At 70.9% G+C, this 23,496-nt stretch carries 23 protein-coding genes; 20 read left to right on the top strand and 3 right to left on the bottom strand.

The genetic code is table 11. From position 1 onward, the window contains the following. Positions 1 to 91 precede the first annotated feature (91 nt). On the top strand, positions 92 to 421 hold the full coding sequence (locus ACFV8T_RS18050; RefSeq protein WP_385328514.1) for a putative quinol monooxygenase: 330 nt from the start codon (positions 92 to 94) through the stop codon (positions 419 to 421). Between the two features lie 31 nt (positions 422 to 452). On the opposite strand, the gene ACFV8T_RS18045 is transcribed toward ACFV8T_RS18050, so the two are convergent. Then, the gene (locus ACFV8T_RS18045; protein ID WP_385328512.1) at positions 453 to 1,202 is read right to left on the bottom strand and encodes an SDR family NAD(P)-dependent oxidoreductase; all 750 of its coding nucleotides are present in this window, start codon (positions 1,200 to 1,202) and stop codon (positions 453 to 455) included. A gap of 253 nt (positions 1,203 to 1,455) precedes the next feature. Here ACFV8T_RS18045 and ACFV8T_RS18040 point away from each other — a divergent pair, with 253 nt between their 5' ends. The 6 genes from ACFV8T_RS18040 (at position 1,456) to ACFV8T_RS18015 (ending at position 6,711) form a co-directional block, all read left to right on the top strand. Further along, entirely contained in the window at positions 1,456 to 1,848 is a 393-nt protein-coding gene (locus tag ACFV8T_RS18040; protein ID WP_385328795.1) for a dihydrofolate reductase family protein, read from the top strand. Between the two features lie 107 nt (positions 1,849 to 1,955). After that, positions 1,956 to 2,879: a DMT family transporter gene (locus tag ACFV8T_RS18035; protein ID WP_385328510.1), complete on the top strand. Its 924-nt coding sequence runs from the start codon at positions 1,956 to 1,958 to the stop codon at positions 2,877 to 2,879. A gap of 112 nt (positions 2,880 to 2,991) precedes the next feature. Next, the gene (locus ACFV8T_RS18030; RefSeq protein ID WP_385328508.1) at positions 2,992 to 4,209 is read left to right on the top strand and encodes a sensor histidine kinase; all 1,218 of its coding nucleotides are present in this window, start codon (positions 2,992 to 2,994) and stop codon (positions 4,207 to 4,209) included. A 68-nt stretch (positions 4,210 to 4,277) separates the two neighbouring features. Next, positions 4,278 to 5,003, top strand: a complete 726-nt coding sequence (locus tag ACFV8T_RS18025) for a response regulator (RefSeq protein ID WP_385328506.1) — start codon at positions 4,278 to 4,280, stop codon at positions 5,001 to 5,003. A gap of 63 nt (positions 5,004 to 5,066) precedes the next feature. Continuing rightward, entirely contained in the window at positions 5,067 to 6,269 is a 1,203-nt protein-coding gene (locus ACFV8T_RS18020; protein ID WP_385328504.1) for a cytochrome P450, read from the top strand. Between the two features lie 16 nt (positions 6,270 to 6,285). Further along, positions 6,286 to 6,711, top strand: a complete 426-nt coding sequence (locus tag ACFV8T_RS18015) for a PaaI family thioesterase (RefSeq protein ID WP_266428834.1) — start codon at positions 6,286 to 6,288, stop codon at positions 6,709 to 6,711. An 18-nt stretch (positions 6,712 to 6,729) separates the two neighbouring features. Here the strand turns inward: ACFV8T_RS18015 and ACFV8T_RS18010 are convergent, their stop codons facing one another. Further along, on the bottom strand, positions 6,730 to 7,749 hold the full coding sequence (locus ACFV8T_RS18010; RefSeq protein WP_385328502.1) for a Gfo/Idh/MocA family oxidoreductase: 1,020 nt from the start codon (positions 7,747 to 7,749) through the stop codon (positions 6,730 to 6,732). A gap of 138 nt (positions 7,750 to 7,887) precedes the next feature. On the opposite strand from ACFV8T_RS18010, the gene ACFV8T_RS18005 reads away from it, so the two are divergent. The 7 genes from ACFV8T_RS18005 (at position 7,888) to ACFV8T_RS17975 (ending at position 14,729) form a co-directional block, all read left to right on the top strand. Beyond that, entirely contained in the window at positions 7,888 to 8,646 is a 759-nt protein-coding gene (locus ACFV8T_RS18005; RefSeq protein ID WP_385328500.1) for a GntR family transcriptional regulator, read from the top strand. A 93-nt stretch (positions 8,647 to 8,739) separates the two neighbouring features. After that, entirely contained in the window at positions 8,740 to 9,744 is a 1,005-nt protein-coding gene (locus ACFV8T_RS18000) for a sugar ABC transporter substrate-binding protein (protein ID WP_385328498.1), read from the top strand. A 194-nt stretch (positions 9,745 to 9,938) separates the two neighbouring features. Then, the gene (locus tag ACFV8T_RS17995) at positions 9,939 to 10,922 is read left to right on the top strand and encodes a sugar ABC transporter substrate-binding protein (RefSeq protein ID WP_385328496.1); all 984 of its coding nucleotides are present in this window, start codon (positions 9,939 to 9,941) and stop codon (positions 10,920 to 10,922) included. Further along, positions 10,919 to 11,971: an ABC transporter permease gene (locus ACFV8T_RS17990; RefSeq protein WP_385328494.1), complete on the top strand. Its 1,053-nt coding sequence runs from the start codon at positions 10,919 to 10,921 to the stop codon at positions 11,969 to 11,971. Before ACFV8T_RS17995 ends, ACFV8T_RS17990 begins: the two co-directional genes overlap by 4 nt. After that, positions 11,968 to 12,828 carry an ATP-binding cassette domain-containing protein gene (locus ACFV8T_RS17985; RefSeq protein ID WP_385328492.1) on the top strand — a complete coding sequence of 287 codons (861 nt, stop codon included), beginning with the start codon at positions 11,968 to 11,970 and terminating at the stop codon, positions 12,826 to 12,828. The genes ACFV8T_RS17990 and ACFV8T_RS17985 overlap by 4 nt, the downstream gene beginning before the upstream one ends. A gap of 132 nt (positions 12,829 to 12,960) precedes the next feature. Continuing rightward, on the top strand, positions 12,961 to 14,124 hold the full coding sequence (locus ACFV8T_RS17980) for an ROK family glucokinase (RefSeq protein ID WP_376216758.1): 1,164 nt from the start codon (positions 12,961 to 12,963) through the stop codon (positions 14,122 to 14,124). Between the two features lie 14 nt (positions 14,125 to 14,138). Further along, positions 14,139 to 14,729, top strand: coding sequence for a hypothetical protein (locus ACFV8T_RS17975; RefSeq protein WP_385328489.1), 591 nt, complete (start codon positions 14,139 to 14,141; stop codon positions 14,727 to 14,729). Positions 14,730 to 14,873: 144 nt separating this feature from the next. Here the strand turns inward: ACFV8T_RS17975 and ACFV8T_RS17970 are convergent, their stop codons facing one another. Beyond that, a complete protein-coding gene (locus ACFV8T_RS17970; RefSeq protein WP_385328487.1) occupies positions 14,874 to 15,821 on the bottom strand; it encodes a methionyl-tRNA formyltransferase in 948 nt (315 codons plus the stop codon). A 244-nt stretch (positions 15,822 to 16,065) separates the two neighbouring features. On the opposite strand from ACFV8T_RS17970, the gene ACFV8T_RS17965 reads away from it, so the two are divergent. The 6 genes from ACFV8T_RS17965 (at position 16,066) to ACFV8T_RS17940 (ending at position 23,465) form a co-directional block, all read left to right on the top strand. Further along, positions 16,066 to 17,418 (top strand): lysine N(6)-hydroxylase/L-ornithine N(5)-oxygenase family protein, encoded by a 1,353-nt coding sequence (locus tag ACFV8T_RS17965; protein ID WP_385328485.1) that lies wholly within the window; start codon positions 16,066 to 16,068, stop codon positions 17,416 to 17,418. 11 nt (positions 17,419 to 17,429) lie between these two features. Continuing rightward, positions 17,430 to 18,488, top strand: a complete 1,059-nt coding sequence (locus ACFV8T_RS17960; protein WP_385328483.1) for a FecCD family ABC transporter permease — start codon at positions 17,430 to 17,432, stop codon at positions 18,486 to 18,488. Further along, entirely contained in the window at positions 18,485 to 19,546 is a 1,062-nt protein-coding gene (locus ACFV8T_RS17955; RefSeq protein WP_385328481.1) for a FecCD family ABC transporter permease, read from the top strand. Before ACFV8T_RS17960 ends, ACFV8T_RS17955 begins: the two co-directional genes overlap by 4 nt. A 38-nt stretch (positions 19,547 to 19,584) precedes the next feature. After that, positions 19,585 to 20,427: an ABC transporter ATP-binding protein gene (locus tag ACFV8T_RS17950; RefSeq protein ID WP_385328479.1), complete on the top strand. Its 843-nt coding sequence runs from the start codon at positions 19,585 to 19,587 to the stop codon at positions 20,425 to 20,427. Positions 20,428 to 20,581: 154 nt separating this feature from the next. After that, on the top strand, positions 20,582 to 21,631 hold the full coding sequence (locus ACFV8T_RS17945; RefSeq protein ID WP_385328477.1) for an iron-siderophore ABC transporter substrate-binding protein: 1,050 nt from the start codon (positions 20,582 to 20,584) through the stop codon (positions 21,629 to 21,631). 46 nt (positions 21,632 to 21,677) lie between these two features. Further along, positions 21,678 to 23,465: an ABC transporter ATP-binding protein gene (locus ACFV8T_RS17940; RefSeq protein ID WP_385328476.1), complete on the top strand. Its 1,788-nt coding sequence runs from the start codon at positions 21,678 to 21,680 to the stop codon at positions 23,463 to 23,465. The last annotated feature ends 31 nt before the right edge of the window (positions 23,466 to 23,496 follow it).

Here is a 23,496-nt window from a genome sequence, read left to right as displayed (position 1 = left end):
CCCGGTCCGGACGAGGAGTCCGGGGCCGGGGCCGACGCCATCCGGGTGTGCCCGATGAGTCCCCGTCCAGGGCATATGCGACCCTGGACGCATGATCTTCATCGCCGTCAAGTTCACCGTCCGCAGCGAAGAGCGCGACAACTGGCTCCCGACCGTCGAGCCCTTCACCCTCGCCACCCGGCAGGAACCGGGCAACGTCTTCTTCGAGTGGTCGTACAGCGTCGAGAACCCGGACCAGTTCGTCCTGCTGGAGGCCTTCGCCTCCCCCGAGGCCGGTGAGGCCCATGTGAAGTCCGAGCACTTCGCCTCGGCCATGGACCTGATGGCGGATCTCGTCGCCGAGACCCCGGAGATCATCAACGTCGAGGTGCCGGGCGAGGGTTGGTCCCGGATGGCGGAGGTCACCCCGCGCTCGCGGTGACCCCGCACACCTCCGGGGCCGCGCGGCTCGGTCAGGCCGCGTGGCCGCCGTCCACCGTCACCTCCGTGCCGGTGATGTACGCCGCCTCCTCGCCGGCCAAGTAGGCGATGAGGGAAGCCACTTCGTCCGTCGTGCCGAACCGGTCCAGGGCGGTCGCCGAGCGCTGGCCGGCGGCGAACGGGCCGTCGGCCGGGTTGAGATCCGTGTCGACCGGGCCGGGCTGCACCAGGTTGACCGTGATGCCGCGCGGGCCGAGTTCACGGGCGAGCGGCTTGGTGAGACCGGCCAGCGCCGACTTGCTCATCGCGTAGAGGGTGGAGCCGGATCCGCCCACGTACCGGCTCAGGGCCGTACCGACGGAGACGATGCGGCCACCGTGCTCCATCAGCTCCGCCGCCGTGCGGCAGGCCAGGAACACCGCCCGCACATTGACCGCCAGCACCCGGTCCACATCGGCGGGGGTGAGGGTGCCGATGGGCCCGAGGACGCCGATGCCCGCGTTGTTGACCAGGATGTCCAGCCGGCCGAGCGCGTCCGCGGCGCCGGTCACGGCCGCCGGGACCGCCTCGGGGTCGGCCGAGTCCACGCGCAGGGCGATGCCGCGCCGGCCGTACGAGCGGATCTTCTCGACGACCGCCAGCGCGGCCGCCTCGTCCTGTACGTACGTCAGTGCCACATCGACGCCGTCCCGGGCGAGCCGCAGGGCGGTCGCGGCGCCGATGCCCCGGCTGCCTCCGGTGACGAGTGCGGTCCGGGTCGTGCCGGTGGTGGTGCTGGTCATGATGGGTTCCTTGCAGGTCGACGGTGTTCCGTCGGGCGCTTCGACACGCGTCGTGCGCTTCGACATGGACCAGGAAAGCCCTTCCGTCCGGCTGTCACCGGCGGGAATCGGACGCCTACGCGGGACGCCCGTCCGCGGTCGGACCGATGAGTTCCGGGTGGCAGCGGGGGCGGAGGAGCAGGACGACCGACCGGATCAGGAGAAGGACCATGGCGAAGCCACTCTCACCGCATTCCTGTCGCTCGACGGTGTCATGCAGGCACCGGGCGGCCCCGACGAGGACCGCAGCGGCGGATTCGAGTACGGCGGCTGGACCGTGCCGTTCGCGGACGAGTCCATGATGCGGTTCGTCATCTCCACCGACGTCGCCGAGGAGATCGCCCGCCTCAAGGAGCGCACGGAGGGCGGCGGGCTCCAGATCCACGGCAGCGGCGCGCTCGCCCGGTCCCTGATGACGCACGACCTGATCGACGAGTACAACCTCCTCCGCTCCCCGGTCGTGCTGGGCCGGGGCGGCCGCCTCTTCCCGGAGGGCGGGCTGCCGGCCGCCTTCGAGCGGATCGGGGCGCGGGAGACCCCGAGCAGCGTCTCGACCCATACCTACCGTCCCGCAGGCCGGGCGCGGTTCGGTTCCTTCGACGTCTGAGAGAGGTGTTCCGGACGGGGGACGCCCGGTACGGTGATCGTTCCGCGTGCGAGCCGTCGAGGTCTCCACATCGTTTCCCGCTGTGGAGAACCAGGAGAACCAGCCAGGTGTCCTCGATCGCCGCGCCCGCACTCGCCCCGTCCCGCCGTGCCTGGCTCACCGATCTGCCCGTGCTGCTCGTCGCGGTCGTGTGGGGTTCGAGCTATCTGGCGGCCAAGGGCATCACCACCGCCCAGACCGTCCTCGCCGTGCTCGTGCTGCGGTTCGTCGTGGTGCTGCCCGTGCTGGTGGTGGCCGGACGGCGCAGGCTGCGGGCGCTCCGCGCGGCACAGTGGCGGGGGGCCGGCCTGCTGGGACTCGTCCTCAGCGCGATCTTCCTCGTGGAGACGTACGGCGTCGTGCACACCTCGGCGACCAACGCGGGCCTCATCATCAGCCTCACCATGATCTTCACGCCGCTCGCCGAGGCGGCCGTGACACGTGTCCGGCCGCCCAGGGCCTTCCTCGCCGCCGCGGCGCTCTCGGTCGCCGGCGTGGTGCTGCTGACCCAGGGCGGCGGATTCACCAGCCCGTCGGCGGGCGATCTGCTGATGCTGGTGGCCGCCCTCGCCCGAACCGTGCACGTGCTGCTGATGGCCCGCATCAAGTCCGTGCAGGGGGCCGACTCGCTGTCGCTGACCACGGTCCAGCTCGGCAGCGCGGTCGCCGTCTTCGCCGTGCTCGCGGCCGTGCCCGGCACCGGTGAGGCCCCGTGGACGGTGGCCGCGGGGTTCGGCGTCCGGGAGTGGGGCGGGCTGCTCTTCCTCTCCGTCTTCTGCACGCTCTTCGCCTTCTTCGTACAGATGTGGTCGGTACGCCGCACCTCACCGTCCCGGGTCAGCCTGCTGCTCGGCACGGAGCCGCTCTGGGCCGCCGCCGCGGGCATCGCGATCGGCGGTGAACGGCTCGGCGTCCTCGGCGCGGTGGGCGCGCTGCTCGTCCTGGCCGGTACCGCCTGGGGCCGTCGGGCAGTGACCCCGGCCGCCTCCTGAGCCGGCCGGCGGCCACCGGCCGGCCGTCCGAAAGTCTCGTGTTCCGCGACTTTGGTCGCCCGACGTGTCCGTGCGGCCGGGGGCATCCGTCCGGCCTGGGTAGTTTTGTGGCATGACGCGTACGGAGTACCGCTGGCTGCTGCCCTCGGCGATGGCCGACCCCGAGCTGCCCGACGACCGGCGCGGCCGCTCGCGACGCACCGTGCGCGACTGGGCCGTCGACCTGACCGCCTTCCTCTGCGCGGCCGTGGTCGGCATGCTCGCGGCGGCGGCGATCGAAGCCGACCCCACCACCCCTGACGGCGTCCTGTTCGCCGACATCGTGATCGGTGCCCTGGCCTGCTGTGCCCTGTGGGTGCGGCGGCGGTGGCCGGTCGGCGTCGCGGTGGCCCTGGTTCTGGTCGCGACGGTCGAGCCGGTCTCGGCGGGGGCCATGCTCGTCGCGCTGTTCGGCGTGGCCGTGCACCGACCGTTCCGGCCCGTCGCGGCCGTCGGGGCGCTCGCCCTGGCCCTCGCCCCCGTACAGCCGTATCTGCGCCCCGACCCGGACACCTCGTTCACCGGGGCCACGGTCGTCGGAGTGCTGCTGCCCCTGCTGGTGATCAGCTGGGGCATGGTCGTACGGTCCAGGCGCCAGCTCGTCGTCACCCTGCGCGAGCGGGCCCACCGGGCCGAGACCGAGGCGGAGCTCCGGGCCGAACAGGCGCAGCGGCTGGCCCGCGAGGCCATCGCCCGCGAGATGCACGACGTCCTCGCCCACCGGCTGACGCTGCTCAGCGTCCACGCCGGCGCCCTCGAATTCCGCCCCGACGCACCGACGGCCGAGGTGGCCCGCGCGGCCGGGGTCATCCGGGACAGCGCGCACGAGGCGCTCCAGGACCTCCGCGAGATCATCGGAGTGCTGCGCAGCCCCGGCGAGAGCGACGGCGACCGGCCGCAGCCCACCCTCGCCACCCTGGACTCGCTGATCGACGAGTCCCGGCTGGCCGGCATGGTGGTCACCCTCGACAACCGGGTCGGCGACCCCGCCACGGCCCCCGCCGCCACCGGCCGCACCGTCTACCGCATCGCCCAGGAGGGCCTGACCAACGCCCGCAAGCACGCGCCCGGCGCCGAGGTCACCGTCATGGTCACCGGCGCCCCGGGCGAGGGGCTCACCGTCGAGGTGCGCAATCCGGCGCCCACCGAACCCTTCGAGCAGGTCCCCGGTTCCGGCCAGGGGCTCATCGGCCTCACGGAACGCGCCACCCTGGCCGGGGGCAGCCTCGACCACGGGCCGGAACCGGACGGCGGCTTCCGTGTCCGGGCCTCGCTGCCGTGGCCGGCCTGACCGTCGCACCGCCCCGGACCGACGGTCCCCGGCGCGTCCGGTGTCCGGGCCTGGCTACGGTTGTCGTCATGACCACCTCCGCCCCGATGGATCCCGCGGCACGGCTCGTCCGGCTGCTCATCGTCGACGACGACCCGCTCGTACGGGCCGGCCTCGCCCTCATGCTCGGTGGCGCCGACGACATCGACATCGTGGGAGAGGGGACGGACGGCACCGAGGTCGCCGAGCTCGTCGACCGGCTGCGCCCCGACGTGGTGCTGATGGACATCCGGATGCCCGGCATGGACGGGCTGACCGCGACCGAGTCCCTGCGCACCCGCCCCGACGCTCCGGAGGTCGTCGTCCTGACGACGTTCCACGCCGACGAACAGGTGCTGCGGGCCATCCGCGCCGGGGCGGCCGGATTTGTCCTGAAGGACACCCCGCCGGCACAGATCGTCGACTCGGTACGACGGGTGGCGGCCGGGGACCCGGTGCTGTCGCCCGCGGTGACGCGCCAACTCATGGCCCGCGCCGCCGGAACCGGTCCCCGCGACGACCGGATGGACCGTGCCGACCGGGCACGGCAGCGGATCGCCGCACTCGCCGAGCGGGAACGCGAGGTCGCGATCGCCGTCGCGCGCGGCCGTTCCAACGCCGAGATCGCCGCGTCGCTCTACCTCAGTGTGGCGACCGTGAAGACGCAGGTGTCCCGGGTCCTGGCCAAGTTCGGCTTCAACAACCGTGTCCAGATCGCGCTGTTGGTGCACGACGCGGGTCTGCTCGACGACGACGGCGCGGAGCCGGCGACGTAGGGTGAACCGGCCGGTCCGAAGCGATCGGGCCGAAGGAGCCGTCAGACCGGGAAGGGCGATCCCATGTCCGATGCCAGTGGCCGTGCCGAGGTCGATGTCGATGTCGATCTGCGCGGGTTCGCGGACTTCACCGCGAACCCGTATCCGTACTACGAGAAGCTGCGGGCCGCGGGCCCGGTGCACACCGTCCGCACCGACGAGTTCGAGCGCGTCTGGCTGGTGGTGGGATACGACGAGGCCCGCGCGGTCCTTGCCGACCAGCGGTTCGCCAAGGACTGGCGGGGCCTGCCCGGCGCACCCGCCGAGAGCGACCCCATCTTCCTCAACATGCTGGAGCTGGACGCGCCCCACCACACCCGGCTGCGCAAGCTCGTCGCCCGGGAGTTCACCGCCCGCCGGGTCGAGGCCCTGCGCCCGCGCGTCCAGCAGATCACCGACGAGCTCCTCGACGCGATGGTGCCCGCCGGACGCGCCGATCTCGTCGACGCGCTGGCCTTCCCGCTCCCGATGACCGTCATCTGCGAGCTGATCGGTGTGCCGGACCTGGACCGCGACGCCTTCCGCCGGCTGTCGAACGCCGTCGTCACCCCCGCCTCGCCGGAGCAGGAGTTCGAGGCGGTGCGCGCCATGAACGAGTACCTGCGCGAACTCATCGAGGACAAGCGGTGCTCGCCCGGCGACGACCTGCTGGGCGCCCTGGTCCGGACGCGCGACGAGGAGGGCGACGGCCTGTCGCCGGACGAACTCGTAGGCATGGCCTTCCTGCTGCTGGTGGCCGGCCACGAGACCACGGTCAACCTGATCGCCAACGGGGTACGGGCACTGCTCGACCACCCCCGCCAACTGGCGGCCCTGAGGGACGACCCGGAGCTGATCGGCGGTGCGGTCGAGGAGATGCTGCGTTACGACGGTCCGGTGGAGACCGCCACCTTCCGCTACCCCCGCGAGCAGGTCGAGATCGGGCGGCGGGTCGTTCCGGCGGGCGCCCCGGTCCTGGTGTCCCTGGCGGGCGCCGACCGGGACCGCGGCCGCTACCCGGAACCGGACACCTTCGACATCCGCCGCGACGCCCAGGGACACCTGGCCTTCGGGCACGGCGTCCACTTCTGCGTGGGTGCGCCGCTGGCCCGCATGGAGGGCCGGATCGCGATCCGTACGCTGCTGGAGCGGTGCCCCTCCCTCGCATCGGACGCGGAGGGCGGGGAGCTGGACTGGATTCCCGGGATGCTGATCCGCGGGGTACGCGGGCTGCCCGTCCGCTGGTGAGACAAGGAGCTCTGTCATGACCGGACTTGACCTGCGGATGGCGCGGAAGGTGCTCGACAGCCAGCCGTTCAGCGGACTCGTGGGGGCACGGATTACCGCCTTCGGGGACGGCGCGGCCACCCTCGAAGTGGACATCCGCCAGGAACTCCAGCAGCAGAACGGCTTTCTGCACGGCGGGGTGCTGGCCTACGCCGCCGACAACGCGATCACCTTCGCCGCCGGTACGACGCTCGGCCCGGCCGTACTGACCGGTGGTTTCTCCATCCAGTACGTGCGGCCCGCCACCGGGAGCACCCTCGTCGCCCACGCAGAGGTCGCGCACACCGGCCGCCGCCAGGCGGTGGTCCGCTGCGAGCTGTTCGCCGCGGAGGAGGACGGGGAGCGGACGCTCTGCGCGGTCGCGCAGGGGACCGTGCTGTCGGCCGCCCCGCAGTCCTCCTGAACCGGACGACGGCAGGGCCTAGGACCGCGGTGCCGTGCCGTCGGTGATCTCCGCGATCGTCACGGGGCGCCGCTCCCGGCGCGACACCTCGCACGCCTCCGCGATCAGCAGCGCGTGCCACGCCTCCCGGCCGTCGCACGGATTGGGCAGCTCGCCCCGCACCACCTGTACGAACGCGTCCAGTTCGGCCTCGTACGCCGGAGCGAACCGCTCCAGGAAACCGGGCCAGGGGCTGGCGGGAGCCGGCGGGCCCTCGGGTTCGGCCGAGGTGACCGGTGTCCGGCCGTCCAGGCCGACCGTGACCTGGTCCAGATCGCCCGCCAGTTCCATCCGTACGTCGTAACCGGCGCCGTTGCAGCGAGTGGCCGCCGCCGTGGCCAGGGTGCCGTCGTCGAGGGTCAGCAGGACCGCCGCCGTGTCGACGTCGCCCGCCGCCCGGAACATCCCGGGCCCGGCATCCGATCCGGCGGCGTACACCTCCGCCACCTCACGGCCCGTCACCCACCGCAGCATGTCGAAGTCATGGACCAGGCAGTCCCGGTACAGCCCCCCGGAGAGGGGCAGATACGCGGCGGGCGGCGGGGCGGGGTCCATCGTCACCGCCCGCACGGTGTGCAGCCTGCCCAGCGCACCGGCCCGCACGGCGGTACGGGCCGCCCGGAAGCCCGCGTCGAACCTGCGCATGAAGCCCAGTTGGAGCACGCTCCCGGCCCGGTCGACCTCGCGCAGCGCGCCCAGGGTCCCCGGCAGGTCCAGGGCGATCGGCTTCTCGCAGAACACCGGGAGCCCCGCCCGTGCCGCCCGGCCGATCAGCTCCGCGTGCGCCGAGGTGGCCGAGGCGATCACCACGGCGTCCACACCCGCGCCGAACACCTCGGCGGCGTCCGGGACGGCCGTCGCGCCGGTGCGCCGCGCGACCTCGGCGGCCCGCGCCCCGTCGGTGTCCGTCACCACCAGGGCGTCCACCTCGGGATGGCGGGCCAGCACGCCCGCGTGGAAGGAACCGATCCGGCCGGTGCCGATGAGTCCGATACGCATGGACCCAACGTGCCCGTCCGCCGGCTGCGCTGTCAACCATATGTCCTGACAAGGTGCGGCTTGTTCATTGGTCATGCTGTCCGGACAACAGGACGACCGGACTACCGGAGGTTCTGACGTGAGGGATACCCTCCACGCGTGCCCAAACCCACCACCGACCCCGACGCACTCGAACTCGGCGTGGACCGCACCAGCCCGATCCCCCTGTACTTCCAGCTGGCCCAGCAGCTGGAAGCGGCCATCGAGCAGGGCCGGCTCGCCCCCGGCAGCCTCCTCGGCAACGAGATCGAGCTCGCGGCCCGGCTCGGCCTGTCCCGGCCCACGGTCCGCCAGGCCATCCAGTCGCTGGTGGACAAGGGACTGATGGTCCGCCGTCGCGGCGTCGGCACCCAGGTCGTGCACAGCACGGTCCGGCGCCCGCTCGAACTGAGCAGCCTCTACGACGACCTGGAGGCCGCGGGCGGGCACCCCACGACCCGCGTCCTGCGCAACACCGTCGAGCCCGCCGACCCCGGGGTGGCCGACGCCCTGGCGGTCGCCGAAGGCACCGACGTACACCTCGTCGAACGGCTGCGGTACGCCCACGGCGAGCCGCTGGCACTCCTGCGCAACCACCTGCCGCCCGGGATCGTCGACCTGGACACCGGACGGCTGGAGGCCACCGGCCTGTACCGGATGATGCGCGGCGCGGGCATCACCCTGCACAGCGCCCGCCAGACAGTCGGCGCCCGGCTCGCCACCGCCGACGAGGCGGCCGGGCTCGCCGAGCCGGAGGGGGCCGCCCTGCTGACGATGGAGCGCACCACCTTCGACGACACCGGACGGGCCGTCGAGTTCGGCTCCCACATCTACCGGGCCTCGCGCTACACCTTCGACTTCCAGCTGCTCGTACGGTGACGACGGCCGCACGGCCCCGTTGACGTCTCGTACGCCCACCGCTAGAACTCCTCCAGCCGCACTCGGGCGGCCGGGAGAGAAGGCGGACCCACCATGCGTACCTCTCGCAAGGCAGCAACCCTGATCACCGTCGCGGCCCTCGGTGCCGCTCTCGCCGGCTGCAGCGGCTCCGGCGGCAGGAGCGCCGAGGAGAAGCCCGCGGGAGGAAGCGGCGGCGCGGGCGCGGCCGTCACCACCGCCCGGATGAAGATCGCGATGGTCACGCACTCGGGGGAGGGCGACACCTTCTGGGACATCGTGCAGAGCGGCGCGAAACAGGCGGCGGCCAAGGACAACGTCGAGTTCCTGTACTCGGCGAACAAGGAGGGCAAGGAACAGGCCCAGCTCGTGCAGGCCGCCATCGACCAGAAGGTCGACGGGATCGTCGTCACCCTTGCCAAACCGGAGGCCGTCAAGGATGTCCTCGCCAAGGCCGTGAAGGCCGGCATACCCGTGGTGACCATCAATTCGGGCGCGCAGTTCTCCAAGGAGATCGGCGCGCTCGGGCACATCGGGCAGGACGAGCAGGTCGCGGGCGAGGCGGTCGGCGAGGAGCTGAACGCGCGGGGCCGCAAGAAGGCCGTCTGCGTCATCCACGAGCAGGGCAATGTGTCGCTGGAGGAGCGCTGCGCCGGGGTGCGGAAGACCTTCGGCGGCACGGTCGAGAACCTCAATGTCGAGGGCACCAACATGCCGGCCGCCACCTCCTCGATCGAGGCGAAGCTCCAGGCCGGCAAGGACATCGACGCGATCGTCACCCTCGGCGCCCCCTTCGCCGCCGCCTCCGTCAAGGCCAAGGAGGGCTCCGGCAGCACGGCGGAGGTCGACACCTTCGATCTGAACGCCGAGGTCGTCAAGAGGCTGAAGGCGCACGAAGTGGGCTTCGCCGTCGACCAGCAGCCCTACCTCCAGGGCTACCTCGCCGTCGACGAGCTCTGGCTGAACAGGACCAACGGCAACGTCGTCGGCGGCGGAAAGCCGGTGCTCACCGGCCCGGCGATCGTCACCGCCGACGACGTGCCGCAGCTGGAGAAGTACACCGCGCGCGGTACCCGGTGAACCTCCCGCACGCCGCCGCGCGCACCCGGCGCCGACACACGCGTCCCGCCCCTGCCGGGCGATGCCGTCGACCGCTCGGGGATACTTGGCCAGCCGGGCCGGGTGTGCATCATCCCCGGCCCCTCCAAGCAGCACAGCGAGCAGCACAAGAAGGGCACGGCGTCGTGGCAAGGGTTCGGACAGGGGTACGTGCGATGGGCGCCGTGCTTGCGGCGGTGCTCGGGGCTTCCCTCGTGGGATGCAGCAGCACCGGTGGCAAGCGGGCGGAGGAGCGCGCGGCCCGTGCCGCCGCCGAGGGCCGGGCCGCGGTGGACACACCCCGCTGGACCTTCGCCATGGTCACCCACTCGGGCGACGGCGACACCTTCTGGGACATCGTCCAGCGGGGCGCCGAGCAGGCGGCCGGCAAGGACAACATCAAGTTCCTGTACTCGCACAACGACGAGGCGCAGCAGCAGGCCCAGCTCGTGCAGGCCGCCATCGACCAGAAGGTCGACGGGCTGATCGTCACCCTCGCCAAGCCGGACGCGATGAAGGACGTCGTGACCAAGGCCACCAAGGCCGGAATCCCGGTGATCACGGTGAACTCGGGCTCCGCGGAGTCCAAGCGGTTCGGCGCGCTGACCCACATCGGCCAGGACGAGTCCATCGCGGGCGAGGCGGTCGGCGAGGAGCTCAACGCACGGGGCCGCAAGAAGGCGCTGTGCATCCTGCACGAGCAGGGCAACGTCGGCCACGAGCAGCGCTGCGCCGGAGCGAAGAAGACCTTCGACGGACAACTGCAGAACCTGTACGTCGAGGGCACCAACATGCCCGACGTCCAGGCGTCCATCGAGGCGAAGCTCCAGGCCGACAAGAACATCGACGCGGTCGTCACCCTGGGCGCGCCGTTCGCGGACGCCGCCGTCAAGGCGAAGAGGACCGCGGGCAGCAAGGCCGAGATCGACACCTTCGACCTGAACGCCAAGGTCGCCACGGCCCTCCAGGACAAGACCCTCGGCTTCGCGGTCGACCAGCAGCCGTACCTCCAGGGGTACGAGGCGGTCGACCTGCTCTGGCTCTACCGCTTCAACGGCAATGTGCTCGGTGGCGGACGCCCGGTCCTCACCGGACCGCAGATCATCACCTCGAAGGACGCCGCCGAACTCGCCCAGTACACGAAGCGGGGGACCCGATGAGCACGATCGCCGGACCGTCCGCCCCCACCGGGGCGGACGAGCGGCTGATGCGCACCTCGCCGCTGCGCAGACTGCTCGGCCGCCCCGAGCTCGGCTCGGTGGTCGGCGCCGCGGCCGTCTTCATCTTCTTCTCGATCGTCGCCGACAGTTTCCTGCGCGCCTCCAGCCTCGGCACGGTGCTGTACGCGGCCTCGACGATCGGGATCATGGCCGCGCCGGTGGCGCTGCTGATGATCGGCGGCGAGTTCGACCTCTCCGCCGGTGTGCTGGTCACCAGCTCCGCGCTGGTCTCGTCGATGTTCAGCTATCAGATGACGGCCAACGTCTGGGTCGGCGTCTTCGTGTCGCTGCTGGTCACCCTGGCCATCGGGGCGTTCAACGGCTTCATGCTGACCCGGACCAGACTGCCGAGCTTCATCATCACGCTCGGTACGTTCCTGATGCTGACCGGCCTCAATCTGGGCTTCACCAAGCTGATCAGCGGGACCGTGTCCACCAAGGCCATCGGCGACATGGAGGGCTTCGACTCGGCCCGCCAGGTGTTCGCCTCGCAGTGGACCATCGGCGGCGTCGAGTTCAAGGTCACCATCCTGTGGTGGGCCGTACTCGTCGCGGTGGCCACCTGGATCCTGCTCCGTACCCGCTTCGGCAACTGGATCTTCGCGGTCGGCGGCGAGGCCGACGCGGCCCGCGCGGTCGGCGTCCCGGTGATCCGTACCAAGATCGGGCTCTACCTCGGGGTCGCCTTCGCCGCCTGGGTCTCCGGCCAGCATCTGCTGTTCTCGTTCGACGTGGTGCAGTCCGGCGAGGGCGTCGGCAACGAACTGATCTACATCATCGCGGCCGTCATCGGCGGCTGTCTGATCACCGGCGGCTACGGCTCCGCGATCGGCTCCGCGGTCGGTGCCTTCATCTTCGGCATGACCAGCAAGGGCATCGTGTACGCGGAGTGGAACCCGGACTGGTTCAAGTTCTTCCTCGGAGCCATGCTGCTCCTGGCCACCCTGCTCAACGCATGGGTACGCAAGCGCGCGGAGGCGACGAAATGACGGCCCCCAAGGCACCGGCCGACCCGGAGGCGCCCCACCGGGCGCTCGTCGAGCTGGACCACGTCAGCAAGTTCTACGGCAACATCAAGGCCCTGACGGACGTCTCGCTGGTGGTCCACGCCGGCGAGATCTCCTGTGTGCTCGGCGACAACGGCGCCGGCAAGTCCACCCTGATCAAGATCATCGCGGGGCTGCACCGGCACGATGCCGGGACCTTCCTCATCGACGGCGAGGAGACCACCCTCGCCAACCCGCGCGACGCCCTGGACCGCGGTATCGCCACGGTCTACCAGGACCTGGCCGTCGTCCCCCTGATGCCGGTCTGGCGCAACTTCTTCCTCGGCTCCGAGCCGACCACCGGCGCCGGCCCCTTCAAGCGCCTCGACGTGCGGCTGATGCGCGAGACGACCCGCTCCGAGCTGCTGCGCATGGGCATCGACCTGCGCGACGTCGACCAGCCGATCGGCACCCTCTCCGGCGGTGAGCGCCAGTGCGTCGCCATCGCGCGGGCCGTCTACTTCGGCGCCAAGGTGCTCGTCCTGGACGAGCCCACCGCCGCACTGGGCGTCAAGCAGTCCGGGGTCGTGCTCAAGTACGTCGCGGCCGCCCGCGACGCGGGTCTCGGCGTGGTCCTCATCACGCACAACCCGCACCACGCGTATCTCGTCGGTGACCGTTTCGTGCTGCTGAAGCGGGGCGCCATGTCCGGCAGCCACACCAGCGCGAGCATCACTCTGGACGAGCTGACCCGCCAGATGGCGGGCGGCAGCGAGCTGGAGGAGCTCAGCCACGAGCTGGAACGGGCCCCCGCACCGACCCGTCTCGGCGGCCACCCGCTCCCCGGCAAGCCCGAGTAGCCCCGGCCGGGACCGGCCCCCTGCGCACCGGTCCGCCAGCCCCGGTGCCCCGGCAGTGGCAGAATCGAGCCCGACGGGCGCAGTCCGCCGCCGGGAGCACCGCCCCCGGCTCCCCCAGACCCCGCAGGGACGATGAGCACGTACCGCGACTTCACACACCGCGGCTCCGCCCGCGCCACCGTCCTGCGGACCGTGGGCACCAGGGAGCGGCGCTCGCACCTCACGGCACCGCGGGTACCCACCGTCGGCATCGACATCGGCGGTACGAAGGTGATGGCGGGCGTCGTCGACGCCGACGGCAACATCCTGGAGCAGCTGCGCACCGAGACGCCGGACAAGTCCAAGAGCCCCAAGGTCGTCGAGGACACCATCGTCGAGCTGGTCCTGGACCTCTCCGACCGGCACGATGTGCACGCCGTCGGCATCGGGGCGGCCGGCTGGGTCGACGCGGACCGCTCCAAGGTGCTCTTCGCCCCGCACCTCGCCTGGCGCGACGAGCCGCTGCGCGACGCCCTCGCCTCCCGCCTCGTCGTCCCCGTCATGGTCGACAACGACGCCAACACCGCCGCCTGGGCGGAGTGGCGTTTCGGCGCGGGCCGCGGCGAGGACCACCTCGTCATGATCACGCTCGGCACCGGCATCGGCGGCGCGATCCTGGAGGACGGCCAGGTCAAGCGCGGCAAGTACGGCGTCGCCGGTGAGTTCGGCCACATGCAGGTGGTGCCCGGCGGGCACCGCTGCCCCTGCGGGAACCGCGGCTGCTGGGAGCAGTACAGCTCCGGCAACGCGCTCGTCCGGGAGGCCAGGGAGCTGGCCGCCGCGGACTCCCCGGTGGCGCACGGCATCATCGAGCGCGTCAAGGGCAACATCCCCGACATCACCGGGCCCCTCATCACCGAACTGGCCCGTGAGGGCGACGCGATGTGCGTCGAGCTGCTCCAGGACATCGGCCAGTGGCTGGGTGTGGGCATCGCCAATCTGGCCGCCGCGCTCGACCCCTCCTGCTTCGTCATCGGGGGCGGTGTGAGCGCCGCCGACGACCTGCTCATCGGCCCCGCCAGGGACGCCTTCAAGCGCCATCTCACCGGCCGCGGCTACCGGCCCGAGGCCCGGATCGCCAAGGCACAGCTCGGCCCGGAGGCGGGTATGGTCGGCGCCGCGGACCTGGCCCGGCTGGTGGCCCGCAGATTCCGCCGTGCCAATCGCCGACGCGTCGAGCGGTACGAGCGGTACGCCCAGATCTACGACCAGGCCGCGAGCACCATCCGCAATACGCGCAACACCCGCACCTCCTAGGGATCCCCAGACACATGACCGCAGCCGAGCACCCCGTCCTGCCGCGTCAGTCCTCGCCGCCCGACGACCGCCGGCCGCCGCAGGACCGGCGCCGGATGATCCGCCGCCGGCTGATCACGGCGACCATCATCGTGCTGCTCATCGGCATCCCGGCCGGCTATCTGCTGATCTCCGCCGGGCAGAGCCGCCGCGCCGGCCAGAACAAGGAGGCCGAGGCCTCCGCGCAGGGGCTCCGGGAGGGCTGGCCGTCCCGGCTGCAGCGCCGGATCTTCGAACTGCCGATGCCCGGAAATTCCCTGGACGTGCAGTACTACGAGACCAACAACTGGAAGGCCAGCCGGCTGTACGTGGAGTTCCGCACCACGTCCGCCGGGCTCGACCGCTTCCTCGGCCGGATGGGCAGCGGGCGCTCCGACCTGGAGGCCGGCAAGGTGACCATCGGCGCCCGCGACCAGAAGGTCTCCGGCTGGACGTTCGGCCCCGGGGTCGAGTGGGCGGGCACCAGGCACACCAACAAGGAACCGCGGCCCGCCCAGGACATCACGGTGAACATGACCGATCCGATGAACCCGGTCGTCTACGTCGTGTCCGCGGCGACCCCCTGACCGGAACGGGCCGACGCCGCCGCGGGCGAGTACGTGCGAGCCTCCCGGGAACGCACCCTCAAGTGGCTCCTCGACTTCGAGCGGGGCGCCCTTTCCTGAGGGTGCCCGGGGGAGGCGCCACGGGGCCGCGGTGGTGACGGTGCGTCAGGGGCGGTCGGTCAGATAGCCGCCCATGGAGGTGAAGTACTCCGTCGCGGGCAGCTCCCGGCCGGTCTCGGTCCGTACGCGGGTGATGGCCAGGCCGTGATTGCGGCCGGTGCGGGCGTCGGCTCCGGCGACGATCACCACGCCTTCGCCCTCGCGGTAGAAGATGCGGCCGGGCGTACCGCCGTAGCGGTTCTGGGAGACCACCGCGGCGAGGACCTCCAGACGCTTGCCCCTGTGGAAGGTGAAGGCGCTGGGGTACGGCTCGGACTGGGCGCGGACCAGGCGTTCGAGGTCCTCCGCCGGCCAGCTCCAGTCGATGCGGATGTCCTCGGTGGACCGCTTGTGGAAGAAGCTCGCCCGGGAGCGGTCCTGCTTGGTGAACTCCGTCTGCCCGGCGGCGATGAGGTCGAGTGCGCCGATGGTGACCGGGGCGATGAGGTCGACGGTCTTGTGGAAGAGGTCGGTGGCGGTGTCCGCCGGACCGACCGGAACCGCATCCTGGCGGACGATGTCGCCGGCGTCGAGTTCGTCGTCCATCATGTGCGCGGTGACGCCCACCTCGGACTCGCCGTTTATCAGGGCCCAGATCAGCGGGGAGAAGCCGGCGTACTTCGGCAGCAGCGAATCGTGCACGTTCAGCGTGCCGTGGCGGGGGAGGCCGAAGATCCGCGGCGGGATCCAGGTCCGCCAGTTGTTGGCCACGATGATGTCCGGGTCGGCCTCCTTGAGGCGCTCGAACAGCTCGTCGTCGTCGGGGCGGTTGCGGATCAGCACCGGGACGCCGTGCTCCTCGGCGAGGTCGGCGACGGAATCGCTCCAGATCTTCTCGTACGCGTGCTCGCTCTTGGGGTGCGTCACGACCAGTACCACGTGGTGCTCGGAGTCCAGGAGGGCTTGCAGGGTGCGGTGCCCCCAGGTCTGGTAACCGAACATGACGACCCGCATGGGGTTCCTCCTCAGGGCAGGGATAGACCGGCAGCAAGTAAAGCAAGGCTTACCTTAGTTTGCAACAGGGTGATTTCGGGCTCTAGTTGACGGATCGTCAGTGCCCGATGCCTGGTTGCCCTATCGACAACATCGTGTGATTAGCTTAGGCTCACCTAAGTTTTCTGGGCAGCTCCGTCGGCGTGCCCATCTTTCGTACTTTCCCTACGCCTGACAGGCGGCTTTCCCGCACGATGGGAGTGACATGTCTCAGGTTCTTCCTGGCGACGCACCACTGGTCCACGACCTGATCGGCATCGGCTTCGGCCCCTCCAATGTGGCCATGGCGATTGCGCTGAGCGAGCACAACTCAGGCGTCGGCAGGCAGGAGCCGGTCACCGCTCACTTCTTCGAGCAGCAGCCGAGCTTCGGCTGGCACCGCGGCATGCTGATCGACGACGCCACCATGCAGGTGTCCTTCCTCAAGGACCTGGTGACGCTCCGGAACCCGGCCAGCGAGTTCAGCTTCCTCTGCTACCTGCAGAGCAAGGACCGGCTGATCGACTTCATCAACCACAAGAACCTCTTCCCGCTGCGGGTGGAGTTCCACGACTACTTCGAGTGGGCCGCGGCCAAGGTCGACGACATGGTCTCCTACGGCCACGAGGTCGTCGCCGTCACGCCCTTCGTCCACGACGGTGCCGTGGAGTACCTGGACGTGACCGTCCGGTCGGGGGAGGGGCTGGAGGTCCACCGGGCCCGCAACCTCGTCATCGGCACCGGGCTGCGCCCCCTCATGCCGGCGGGCGTGGAGCGCGGTGACCGGATCTGGCACAACTCCGACCTGCTGCGCAAGGTCGACGGCCTGGAGGGCACCTCGCCCTCGCGGTTCGTCGTCGTGGGTGCCGGGCAGAGCGCCGCCGAGAACGTCGCCTACCTGCACCGCCGCTTCCCCGAGGCCGAGGTCTGCGCGGTCTTCTCCCGCTACGGCTACAGTCCCGCCGACGACAGCAGTTTCGCCAACCGGATCTTCGACCCCGGGGCGGTCGACGACTACTTCACCGCGCCCGACAGCGTGAAGAGCCGGCTGATGGCCTACCACGGCAACACCAACTACTCCGTGGTGGACATCGACCTGATCGACGACCTGTACCGGCAGATGTACCAGGAGAAGGTCCTCGGCACCGAACGGCTGCGCTTCCTCAACGTGTCCCGGGTCAGCGACGTGGAGGAGACGCCCGACGGCGTCCGTGCCACCGTGAAGTCCCTCGTCACGGGCGAGGAGACGCTCCTGGACGCCGATGTCGTGGTGTTCGCCACCGGCTACAGCCCCGCCGACCCCCTCGGCCTCCTCGGCGAGGTCGCCGACCGCTGCCTGCGCGACGACGAGGGCCGCGTCCGCGTCGAGCGCGACTACCGCGTCTCGACCGACCCCGGTCTGCGCTGCGGCATCTATCTGCAGGGCGGTACGGAGCACACGCACGGCATCACGACCTCCCTGCTGTCCAACACCGCGATACGGGTCGGCGAGATCCTGGACTCACTGCTCGACCGGGGCGTCAAGTCCGCCTCCGACGAGGCCCGGCCGGTCGTCGACGGCACCGGAGCAAAGGGATAGCGAACGTCGACATGCGCACGACTGCACTTGAGCGCCCCGCGCCCGGGGGTACGACAGAGGCCCGCAGGCGGCGGGTCGTGGGCCTGGTCGCGCTCGTGGTGATCCTCGTGATCGCCGCGGCGGTGTCGTTGGCCGTCGGCACGCGCGCGCTGAGTCCCGCCGAGGTCTGGCACGGACTGTTCGCGGAGCCCGACGCCGACCGGCGGCTCACCGAGATCAGGCTCATCGTGCAGACCGTGCGGGTGCCCCGGACGGTGCTCGCGGTCGTGGCGGGCCTCGCGCTGGGGGTCGGCGGTGCGCTGATCCAGGGGTACACCCGCAACCCGATAGCCGATACGGGTCTGTTGGGGGTGAACTCCGGCGCCTCGTTCGCGGTGGTGTCGGTGATCGCCGTGTTCGGCTTCGCCGACCCGTTCCAGTACGTCTGGTTCGCCTTCGCGGGCGCGGGAGTCGCCGGCGTCGTCGTCTTCGGCCTGGCGAGCATCGGCCGGGGGGCGGGCAATCCGTTGACGCTCGCCCTGGCCGGGCAGGGGATCACGGTGTTCCTCGCGGCGATGACCACGGCGGTCGCGCTCTGCGACCAGAAGTCGCTGAACGCGCTGCGGTTCTGGAACGCGGGCTCCGTGGCCGGTGTCGGATTCGACGTCATCTGGCCGGTGACCGTGTTCATGGCGGCCGGACTGGTGCTGGCGCTGATCACCCTGCCCGCCCTCAACCTGCTCAACCTGGGCGACGACGTGGCGCGGGGGCTGGGAGTGAACATCGCGCTGAGCCGGACCATCGGCATCGTCGCCATCACCCTGCTCGCGGGTGCGGCCACGGCGGCCTGCGGCCCCATCGCGTTCCTCGGGCTCATGGTGGCCCATGTGGCCCGGTACCTGACCGGCCCCGACTACCGCTGGCTGGTGCCGTACGCGGGTCTGCTCGGATCTGTCGTCCTGCTGGTCTGCGACATCGTGGGCCGTCTGGTGGTGCGGCCGGGCGAGTTGGACGCGGGTGTGGTGGTCGCCCTTCTCGGCGCCCCGTTCTTCGCGATTCTGGTGTGGCGGGGAAAGTTCAGGAACGCATGAACGGGACAGACGTGAACCCATCGGTGGCGCCGGGCGTACGGCTCGGCCATGTGTCGTTCGTATGGCGGCCCTGGCTCGTCCTGGTCACACTGCTGCTGCTGGCGGCGACCTTCCTGGTGTTCTGCCTCTCCATCGGGGTCGGGGACTTCCCCATCGGCCTGTCCAGGGTGATCGCCACGATCCTCGGCCGGGGCGAACAGGTCGACGAGTTCGTGGTCATGGATCTGCGGATGCCGCGTGCCCTGGCCGGTCTCGTCGTGGGCGTCGCGCTGGGGATGTCCGGGGCGATCACGCAGTCGGTCGCGCGCAATCCGCTCGCCAGTCCGGACATCCTGGGCATCACCGGGGGAGCGAGCGCGGTCGCGGTGTTCCTGGTGACGGTGTCGGGCGGGACCGCCGCGGCGGTCGTCGGCTCGGTGGGCCTGCCCGCGGCGGCGCTCGCGGGCGGTCTCGGTACCGGGCTGCTGGTGTATTTCCTGGCGTGGCGGCGCGGGATCGACGGCTTCCGGCTCATCCTCATCGGTATCTCGGTGAGCGCCGTGATGGAGGCGATCACGACCTGGCTGCTGGTGTCGGCCGACATCAGGGACGTGGCCAGGGCCCAGGCGTGGCTGGTCGGTTCACTGGACGACCGGTCGTGGGACCAGGTCCGGGTGGCGTTCTGGTGCACGCTCGTCCTCATCGTGGTGGTGGCGGGTGTCGCGTTCCAGTTCAAGCCGATGCACCTCGGCGACGAGGTCGCCGCCGGGCTGGGCGTCCGGTATTCGAGGGTGCGGGCGGTCCTGCTGTTGTGCGCGGTCCTGCTGGCCGCGGTGGCGGTGAGCGCGGCGGGCCCGGTCCCGTTCGTCGCCCTGGTGGCTCCGCAGGTGGCGATGCGTCTGGCGAAGTTCCCGACGCCGCCGATGGTGGCCTCCGGCCTGGTGGGGGCGTTGCTGCTGATCGGCTCGGACCTGGTCGCGCGCACCGCGCTGCCGATCACTCTCCCGGTCGGTGTGGTCACCGCCGCGATCGGCGGCCCGTTCCTCGTCTATCTGCTGGTGCGGGCGAACCTGAGGTAGACGGCAAGAAGTAAGGCGAACCTAGACAAGGGGGGCTTGTGGCCGCTCAGTTCATCACCGAGACCGGGACCGGGGTCGAGGACGTCCCACGGCTGGCAGCCAGGGGGGTCACGGTCGGATACGGCGGCCGCACGGTCATCGACGATCTCGACGTGGTGATCCCGCCAGGGGTGATCACCACGATCATCGGTCCCAACGGCTGTGGGAAGTCGACCCTGTTGCGCACCCTGACCCGGCTGCTCAAGCCGGCCGAGGGGGCGGTCGTGCTGGATGGCGAGGACATCGGCAGGCTCAGGACCAGGGACGTGGCGAAGAGGCTCGGTCTGCTGCCGCAGGCACCGGTCGCGCCGGAGGGGCTGACGGTGGCCGATCTGGTCGCCAGGGGGCGTCATCCGCACCAGAGTTGGCTGCGGCAGTGGTCCTCGGACGACGCCGGCGTCGTGGAGCGCGCGCTGGCCATGACCGGGGTGTCCGAGCTGGCCGGCCGCCCGGTCGACTCGCTGTCCGGCGGACAGCGCCAACGCGTCTGGATCTCGATGACGCTGGCCCAGGGCACCGACCTGCTGCTGCTGGACGAGCCGACCACCTATCTGGACCTGGCGCACGCGATCGATGTGCTCGACCTGGTGGACGACCTGCACGAGTCGGGGTGCACCGTGGTCATGGTGCTGCACGACCTCAATCTGGCCACGCGCTACAGCGACAACCTCATCGTGATGCGGGAGGGATCCGTCCTGGCGCAGGGGCACCCGCGCGACGTGATCACCGCCGAGTTGCTGCGGGAGGCGTTCGGGCTGCACGCCATGGTGATCGACGACCCGGTGGGCGATCGGCCGCTCATCGTGCCGATCGGTCGTACGCACGTCCGGCTCGACCCGTAGCCCCCTGTGGCGTGCGGGTGCGGGCGAGAGCCCAACTCGTGCCCGGCGGAGGGTGATTCAGAAGTTAGGCTAGGCTGGCCTCACTTGTGCAGGATAAGGTTTGGCTGCCCTTACACAGAGGTGCAGTGGACAGTGTGAAAGCAAGGGATTCCGGATGCTTCTCCATCGAACGACGCGCGTGAGGCCCTGGCGGCGGGTGGCGGGGATACTGTCCGCCGCGACCCTGGGCGTCAGCCTCCTCGCGGGATGCGGTTCCGACTCGGCGGACAAGAAGGGCGACGACGCCCCGGCCGCCGCCTCGGGCGCGTTCCCGGTCACCGTGGAACACGCATTCGGATCCACGGAGATCACCAAGGCTCCCCGGCGCGTCGTCTCGGTGGGCTACACGGACGACCAGGCGATCCTGGCGCTCGGCATCAAGCCGGTCGGCATGGTCGACCAGTACCCGAACCCGGCGGGCAAGTCCCCCGACATCAACACCCAGTGGCCCTGGGTCAAGGACAAGTGGGGCGACACCCGCCCCGAGGTCATCATGAACAACGGTGACTCGGGCCCCAATTACGAGAAGATCGCCTCCCTGCGGCCGGACCTGATCATCGCGGTCTACTCCGAGATCGACCGGGCCGCCTACGAGAAGCTCTCCAAGATCGCCCCGACGGTGGGCCGCACCAAGGGCGAGAAGGAGCCCTTCAGCGCGCCGTGGCAGGACAACGCGCTGCACATCGCCAAGGCGCTCGGCAAGGAGAACGAGGGCACCGAGCTGGTCCAGGGCATCCAGGGCAAGCTCGACGCGGCCAAGAAGGCGCACCCGGAGTTCGCCGACCAGACCGCCGTGGCGCTGTCCTGGTACAAGGACTCCGTCGGACCGTTCACCTCCACCGACGTGCGCGGACGGTTGGTGACGGGTATCGGCTTCAAGTACCAGACCAAGATCGACACGATCGCGGACGGCAAGTTCTTCACCGTGCTGTCCCCCGAGCGCATCGACCTGGTCGACGTCGACCGTATCTTCGTCATCAACGACAAGGCGGACACGGAGGCGCTGAAGAAGTTCAAGCTGTTCGCCAACCTCTCCGCCGTCAAGAACGGCAAGGTGTCGTACCTGCTGGACAGCGAGGGACCGGCGGTCGGCGCGGCCATGTCCCAGGGCACCCTGCTGTCGTTGCCCTACGCGATCGACGAACTCGTCAAGTCGGTCGACTAGAAATGCCGATCGGACTGCCCCGTCCCCGGAGAGATTTGGTCTTCGTGTGAGCGTCACCGACACCTCCGTCGCCCCGGCGACCCTGCGCACGGCGACGGGGGGCGAGGCCGCCGGATGGGTCGCGACGCACTGCCGCCGGGCCCCGTGGCTGACGGCCTCCACCCTGGTCACCACGGTGGCCGGGGCGGCGCTCCAGGTGCTCCCCGTGCTTCTGCTGGGCCAGGTGGTCGACGGGGTGGTCGGTGGCGAATCGCGCTCGGTGCTCGTCAGGATCGGGGTACTGATGGCGGCCGCCGCGCTGCTCGGCGCGGTGGCCACCGCGGTGTCGACGTATCTGATCGGACGGCTGGGAGCGGATCTGCTCGCCCGGCTGCGGGAAGGCGCCGTCCGCGCGGTGCTGGGGATGCCGAGCGCACGCGTCGAACAGGTCGGCCGGGGCGATGTGCTGTCCCGGGTCGGCGACGACGTGGCCGTACTGTCCAAGGGAATCCGGGCCGCCATCCCCACGGTGTTCTCCGCCGGTGTGCTGGTCGTCATCGCCACTGCGGGCATGTTCGGACTGGACTGGCGGCTCGGCCTGGCAGGCGCCGGCGCGCTGCCCGCGTACGCACTGGCCCTGCGGTGGTACCTGCCCCGGTCCGCACCGCTCTACCGGAAGCAGCGGGCGGCCCAGGCCGACCGTGCGCAGGCGTTGATCAGTGGTCTGAACGGGATCGACACGGTCCGGGCGTACCGCATGGAGGGCGCCGTCCGCGAGAAGGTCACCCACGAGTCATGGCGGGTGCGCGAGTACGGCGTCGAAGTGTTCCGGTTCTTCGGACGGTTCGTCGGCAGGGAGAACCGCGCCGAGTTCATCGGACTGACCCTGATCGTCGTGGTGGGGTACGCCCTGCTGGAGGCCGACGCCGCCAGCCTGGGCGAGGTGTCGGCGGCCCCGCTGATGTTCCACCGGCTGTTCACCCCGCTGGGCGCCATCATGTTCACCTTCGACGAGGCGCAGAAGTCGGGCGCGAGCCTCACCCGGCTGGTCGGGGTGCTGGGGGAGCCCGCGGAGGACCGGCTGGTGGGAGACGTGTCCGTCCCGGCCGCGGACACCGGACCGTGTCCGGTGACGGTGGAGGGCCTGACCTTCAGCTATCCCGACACCGACGAACCGGTCCTGCGGGATGTGAACCTGTCCATCCCGGCCGGTGGTTCGCTCGCCCTGGTGGGGGCGACGGGTGCGGGCAAGTCGACGCTGGCCGCGCTGATCGCCGGCACAGGGACCCCGCAGGCCGGGTCGGTGCGCATCGGGTCGCAGGACCTCGCCGGTCTGGACGAGGCGGGGGCGCGGGCCCTGGTGAGCATCCTGACGCAGGAGACGCACGTGTTCTCGGGCCCGCTCGCCGACGACCTGCGGCTCGCCGCGCCCGGGGCGGGCGATGCCGAGCTGATGGACGCCTTGCGCACGGTCGGGGCCGACGGGTGGGTCGAGCTGCTGCCCGACGGGCTGGACACCATGGTCGGCGAGGGCGGCGAGCGCCTGGATGTCACCAAGGTCGCCCAGATCGCCCTGGCCCGGCTGGTGTTGGGCCGCTCGCCGGTGGTGGTGCTCGACGAGTCGACCGCGGAGGCGGGCAGCGAGGGTGCCGCCGAGCTGGAGCGGGCCGTGCTGGCCGCGTGCTCGGGCCGGACCACGCTGTTCGTGGCGCACCGGCTGACCCAGGCCATGGCGGCGGACCGGATCGCCGTGCTGTCCGCGGGACGCGTGGTGGAGGAGGGAACGCACGGGGAGCTGGTGGCTCTGGGCGGCCAGTACGCGCGGCTGTGGCGCGCCTGGAGAGAGGGTAGTTAGGTGAACCTCAGTGAGGTTAGGCTAACTTTCA

The sequence above is a fragment of the Streptomyces sp. NPDC059832 genome, from assembly GCF_042731715.1.
Lineage (GTDB): Bacteria > Actinomycetota > Actinomycetes > Streptomycetales > Streptomycetaceae > Streptomyces.
The sequence above is the reverse complement of the archived record's forward strand: the minus strand, read 5'-3'. Positions and strand labels throughout refer to the sequence as shown.

Coding starts and splice junctions, on each gene's coding strand:
- ACFV8T_RS18050 (WP_385328514.1), top strand. CDS start 92: ATGATCTTCATCGCCGTCAAGTTCACCGTCCGCAGCGAAGAGCGCGAC.
- ACFV8T_RS18045 (WP_385328512.1), bottom strand. CDS start 1,202: ATGACCAGCACCACCACCGGCACGACCCGGACCGCACTCGTCACCGGA.
- ACFV8T_RS18040 (WP_385328795.1), top strand. CDS start 1,456: ATGCAGGCACCGGGCGGCCCCGACGAGGACCGCAGCGGCGGATTCGAG.
- ACFV8T_RS18030 (WP_385328508.1), top strand. CDS start 2,992: ATGACGCGTACGGAGTACCGCTGGCTGCTGCCCTCGGCGATGGCCGAC.
- ACFV8T_RS18025 (WP_385328506.1), top strand. CDS start 4,278: ATGACCACCTCCGCCCCGATGGATCCCGCGGCACGGCTCGTCCGGCTG.
- ACFV8T_RS18020 (WP_385328504.1), top strand. CDS start 5,067: ATGTCCGATGCCAGTGGCCGTGCCGAGGTCGATGTCGATGTCGATCTG.
- ACFV8T_RS18015 (WP_266428834.1), top strand. CDS start 6,286: ATGACCGGACTTGACCTGCGGATGGCGCGGAAGGTGCTCGACAGCCAG.
- ACFV8T_RS18010 (WP_385328502.1), bottom strand. CDS start 7,749: ATGCGTATCGGACTCATCGGCACCGGCCGGATCGGTTCCTTCCACGCG.
- ACFV8T_RS18000 (WP_385328498.1), top strand. CDS start 8,740: ATGCGTACCTCTCGCAAGGCAGCAACCCTGATCACCGTCGCGGCCCTC.
- ACFV8T_RS17995 (WP_385328496.1), top strand. CDS start 9,939: ATGGGCGCCGTGCTTGCGGCGGTGCTCGGGGCTTCCCTCGTGGGATGC.
- ACFV8T_RS17990 (WP_385328494.1), top strand. CDS start 10,919: ATGAGCACGATCGCCGGACCGTCCGCCCCCACCGGGGCGGACGAGCGG.
- ACFV8T_RS17985 (WP_385328492.1), top strand. CDS start 11,968: ATGACGGCCCCCAAGGCACCGGCCGACCCGGAGGCGCCCCACCGGGCG.
- ACFV8T_RS17980 (WP_376216758.1), top strand. CDS start 12,961: ATGAGCACGTACCGCGACTTCACACACCGCGGCTCCGCCCGCGCCACC.
- ACFV8T_RS17975 (WP_385328489.1), top strand. CDS start 14,139: ATGACCGCAGCCGAGCACCCCGTCCTGCCGCGTCAGTCCTCGCCGCCC.
- ACFV8T_RS17970 (WP_385328487.1), bottom strand. CDS start 15,821: ATGCGGGTCGTCATGTTCGGTTACCAGACCTGGGGGCACCGCACCCTG.
- ACFV8T_RS17965 (WP_385328485.1), top strand. CDS start 16,066: ATGTCTCAGGTTCTTCCTGGCGACGCACCACTGGTCCACGACCTGATC.
- ACFV8T_RS17960 (WP_385328483.1), top strand. CDS start 17,430: ATGCGCACGACTGCACTTGAGCGCCCCGCGCCCGGGGGTACGACAGAG.
- ACFV8T_RS17955 (WP_385328481.1), top strand. CDS start 18,485: ATGAACGGGACAGACGTGAACCCATCGGTGGCGCCGGGCGTACGGCTC.
- ACFV8T_RS17945 (WP_385328477.1), top strand. CDS start 20,582: ATGCTTCTCCATCGAACGACGCGCGTGAGGCCCTGGCGGCGGGTGGCG.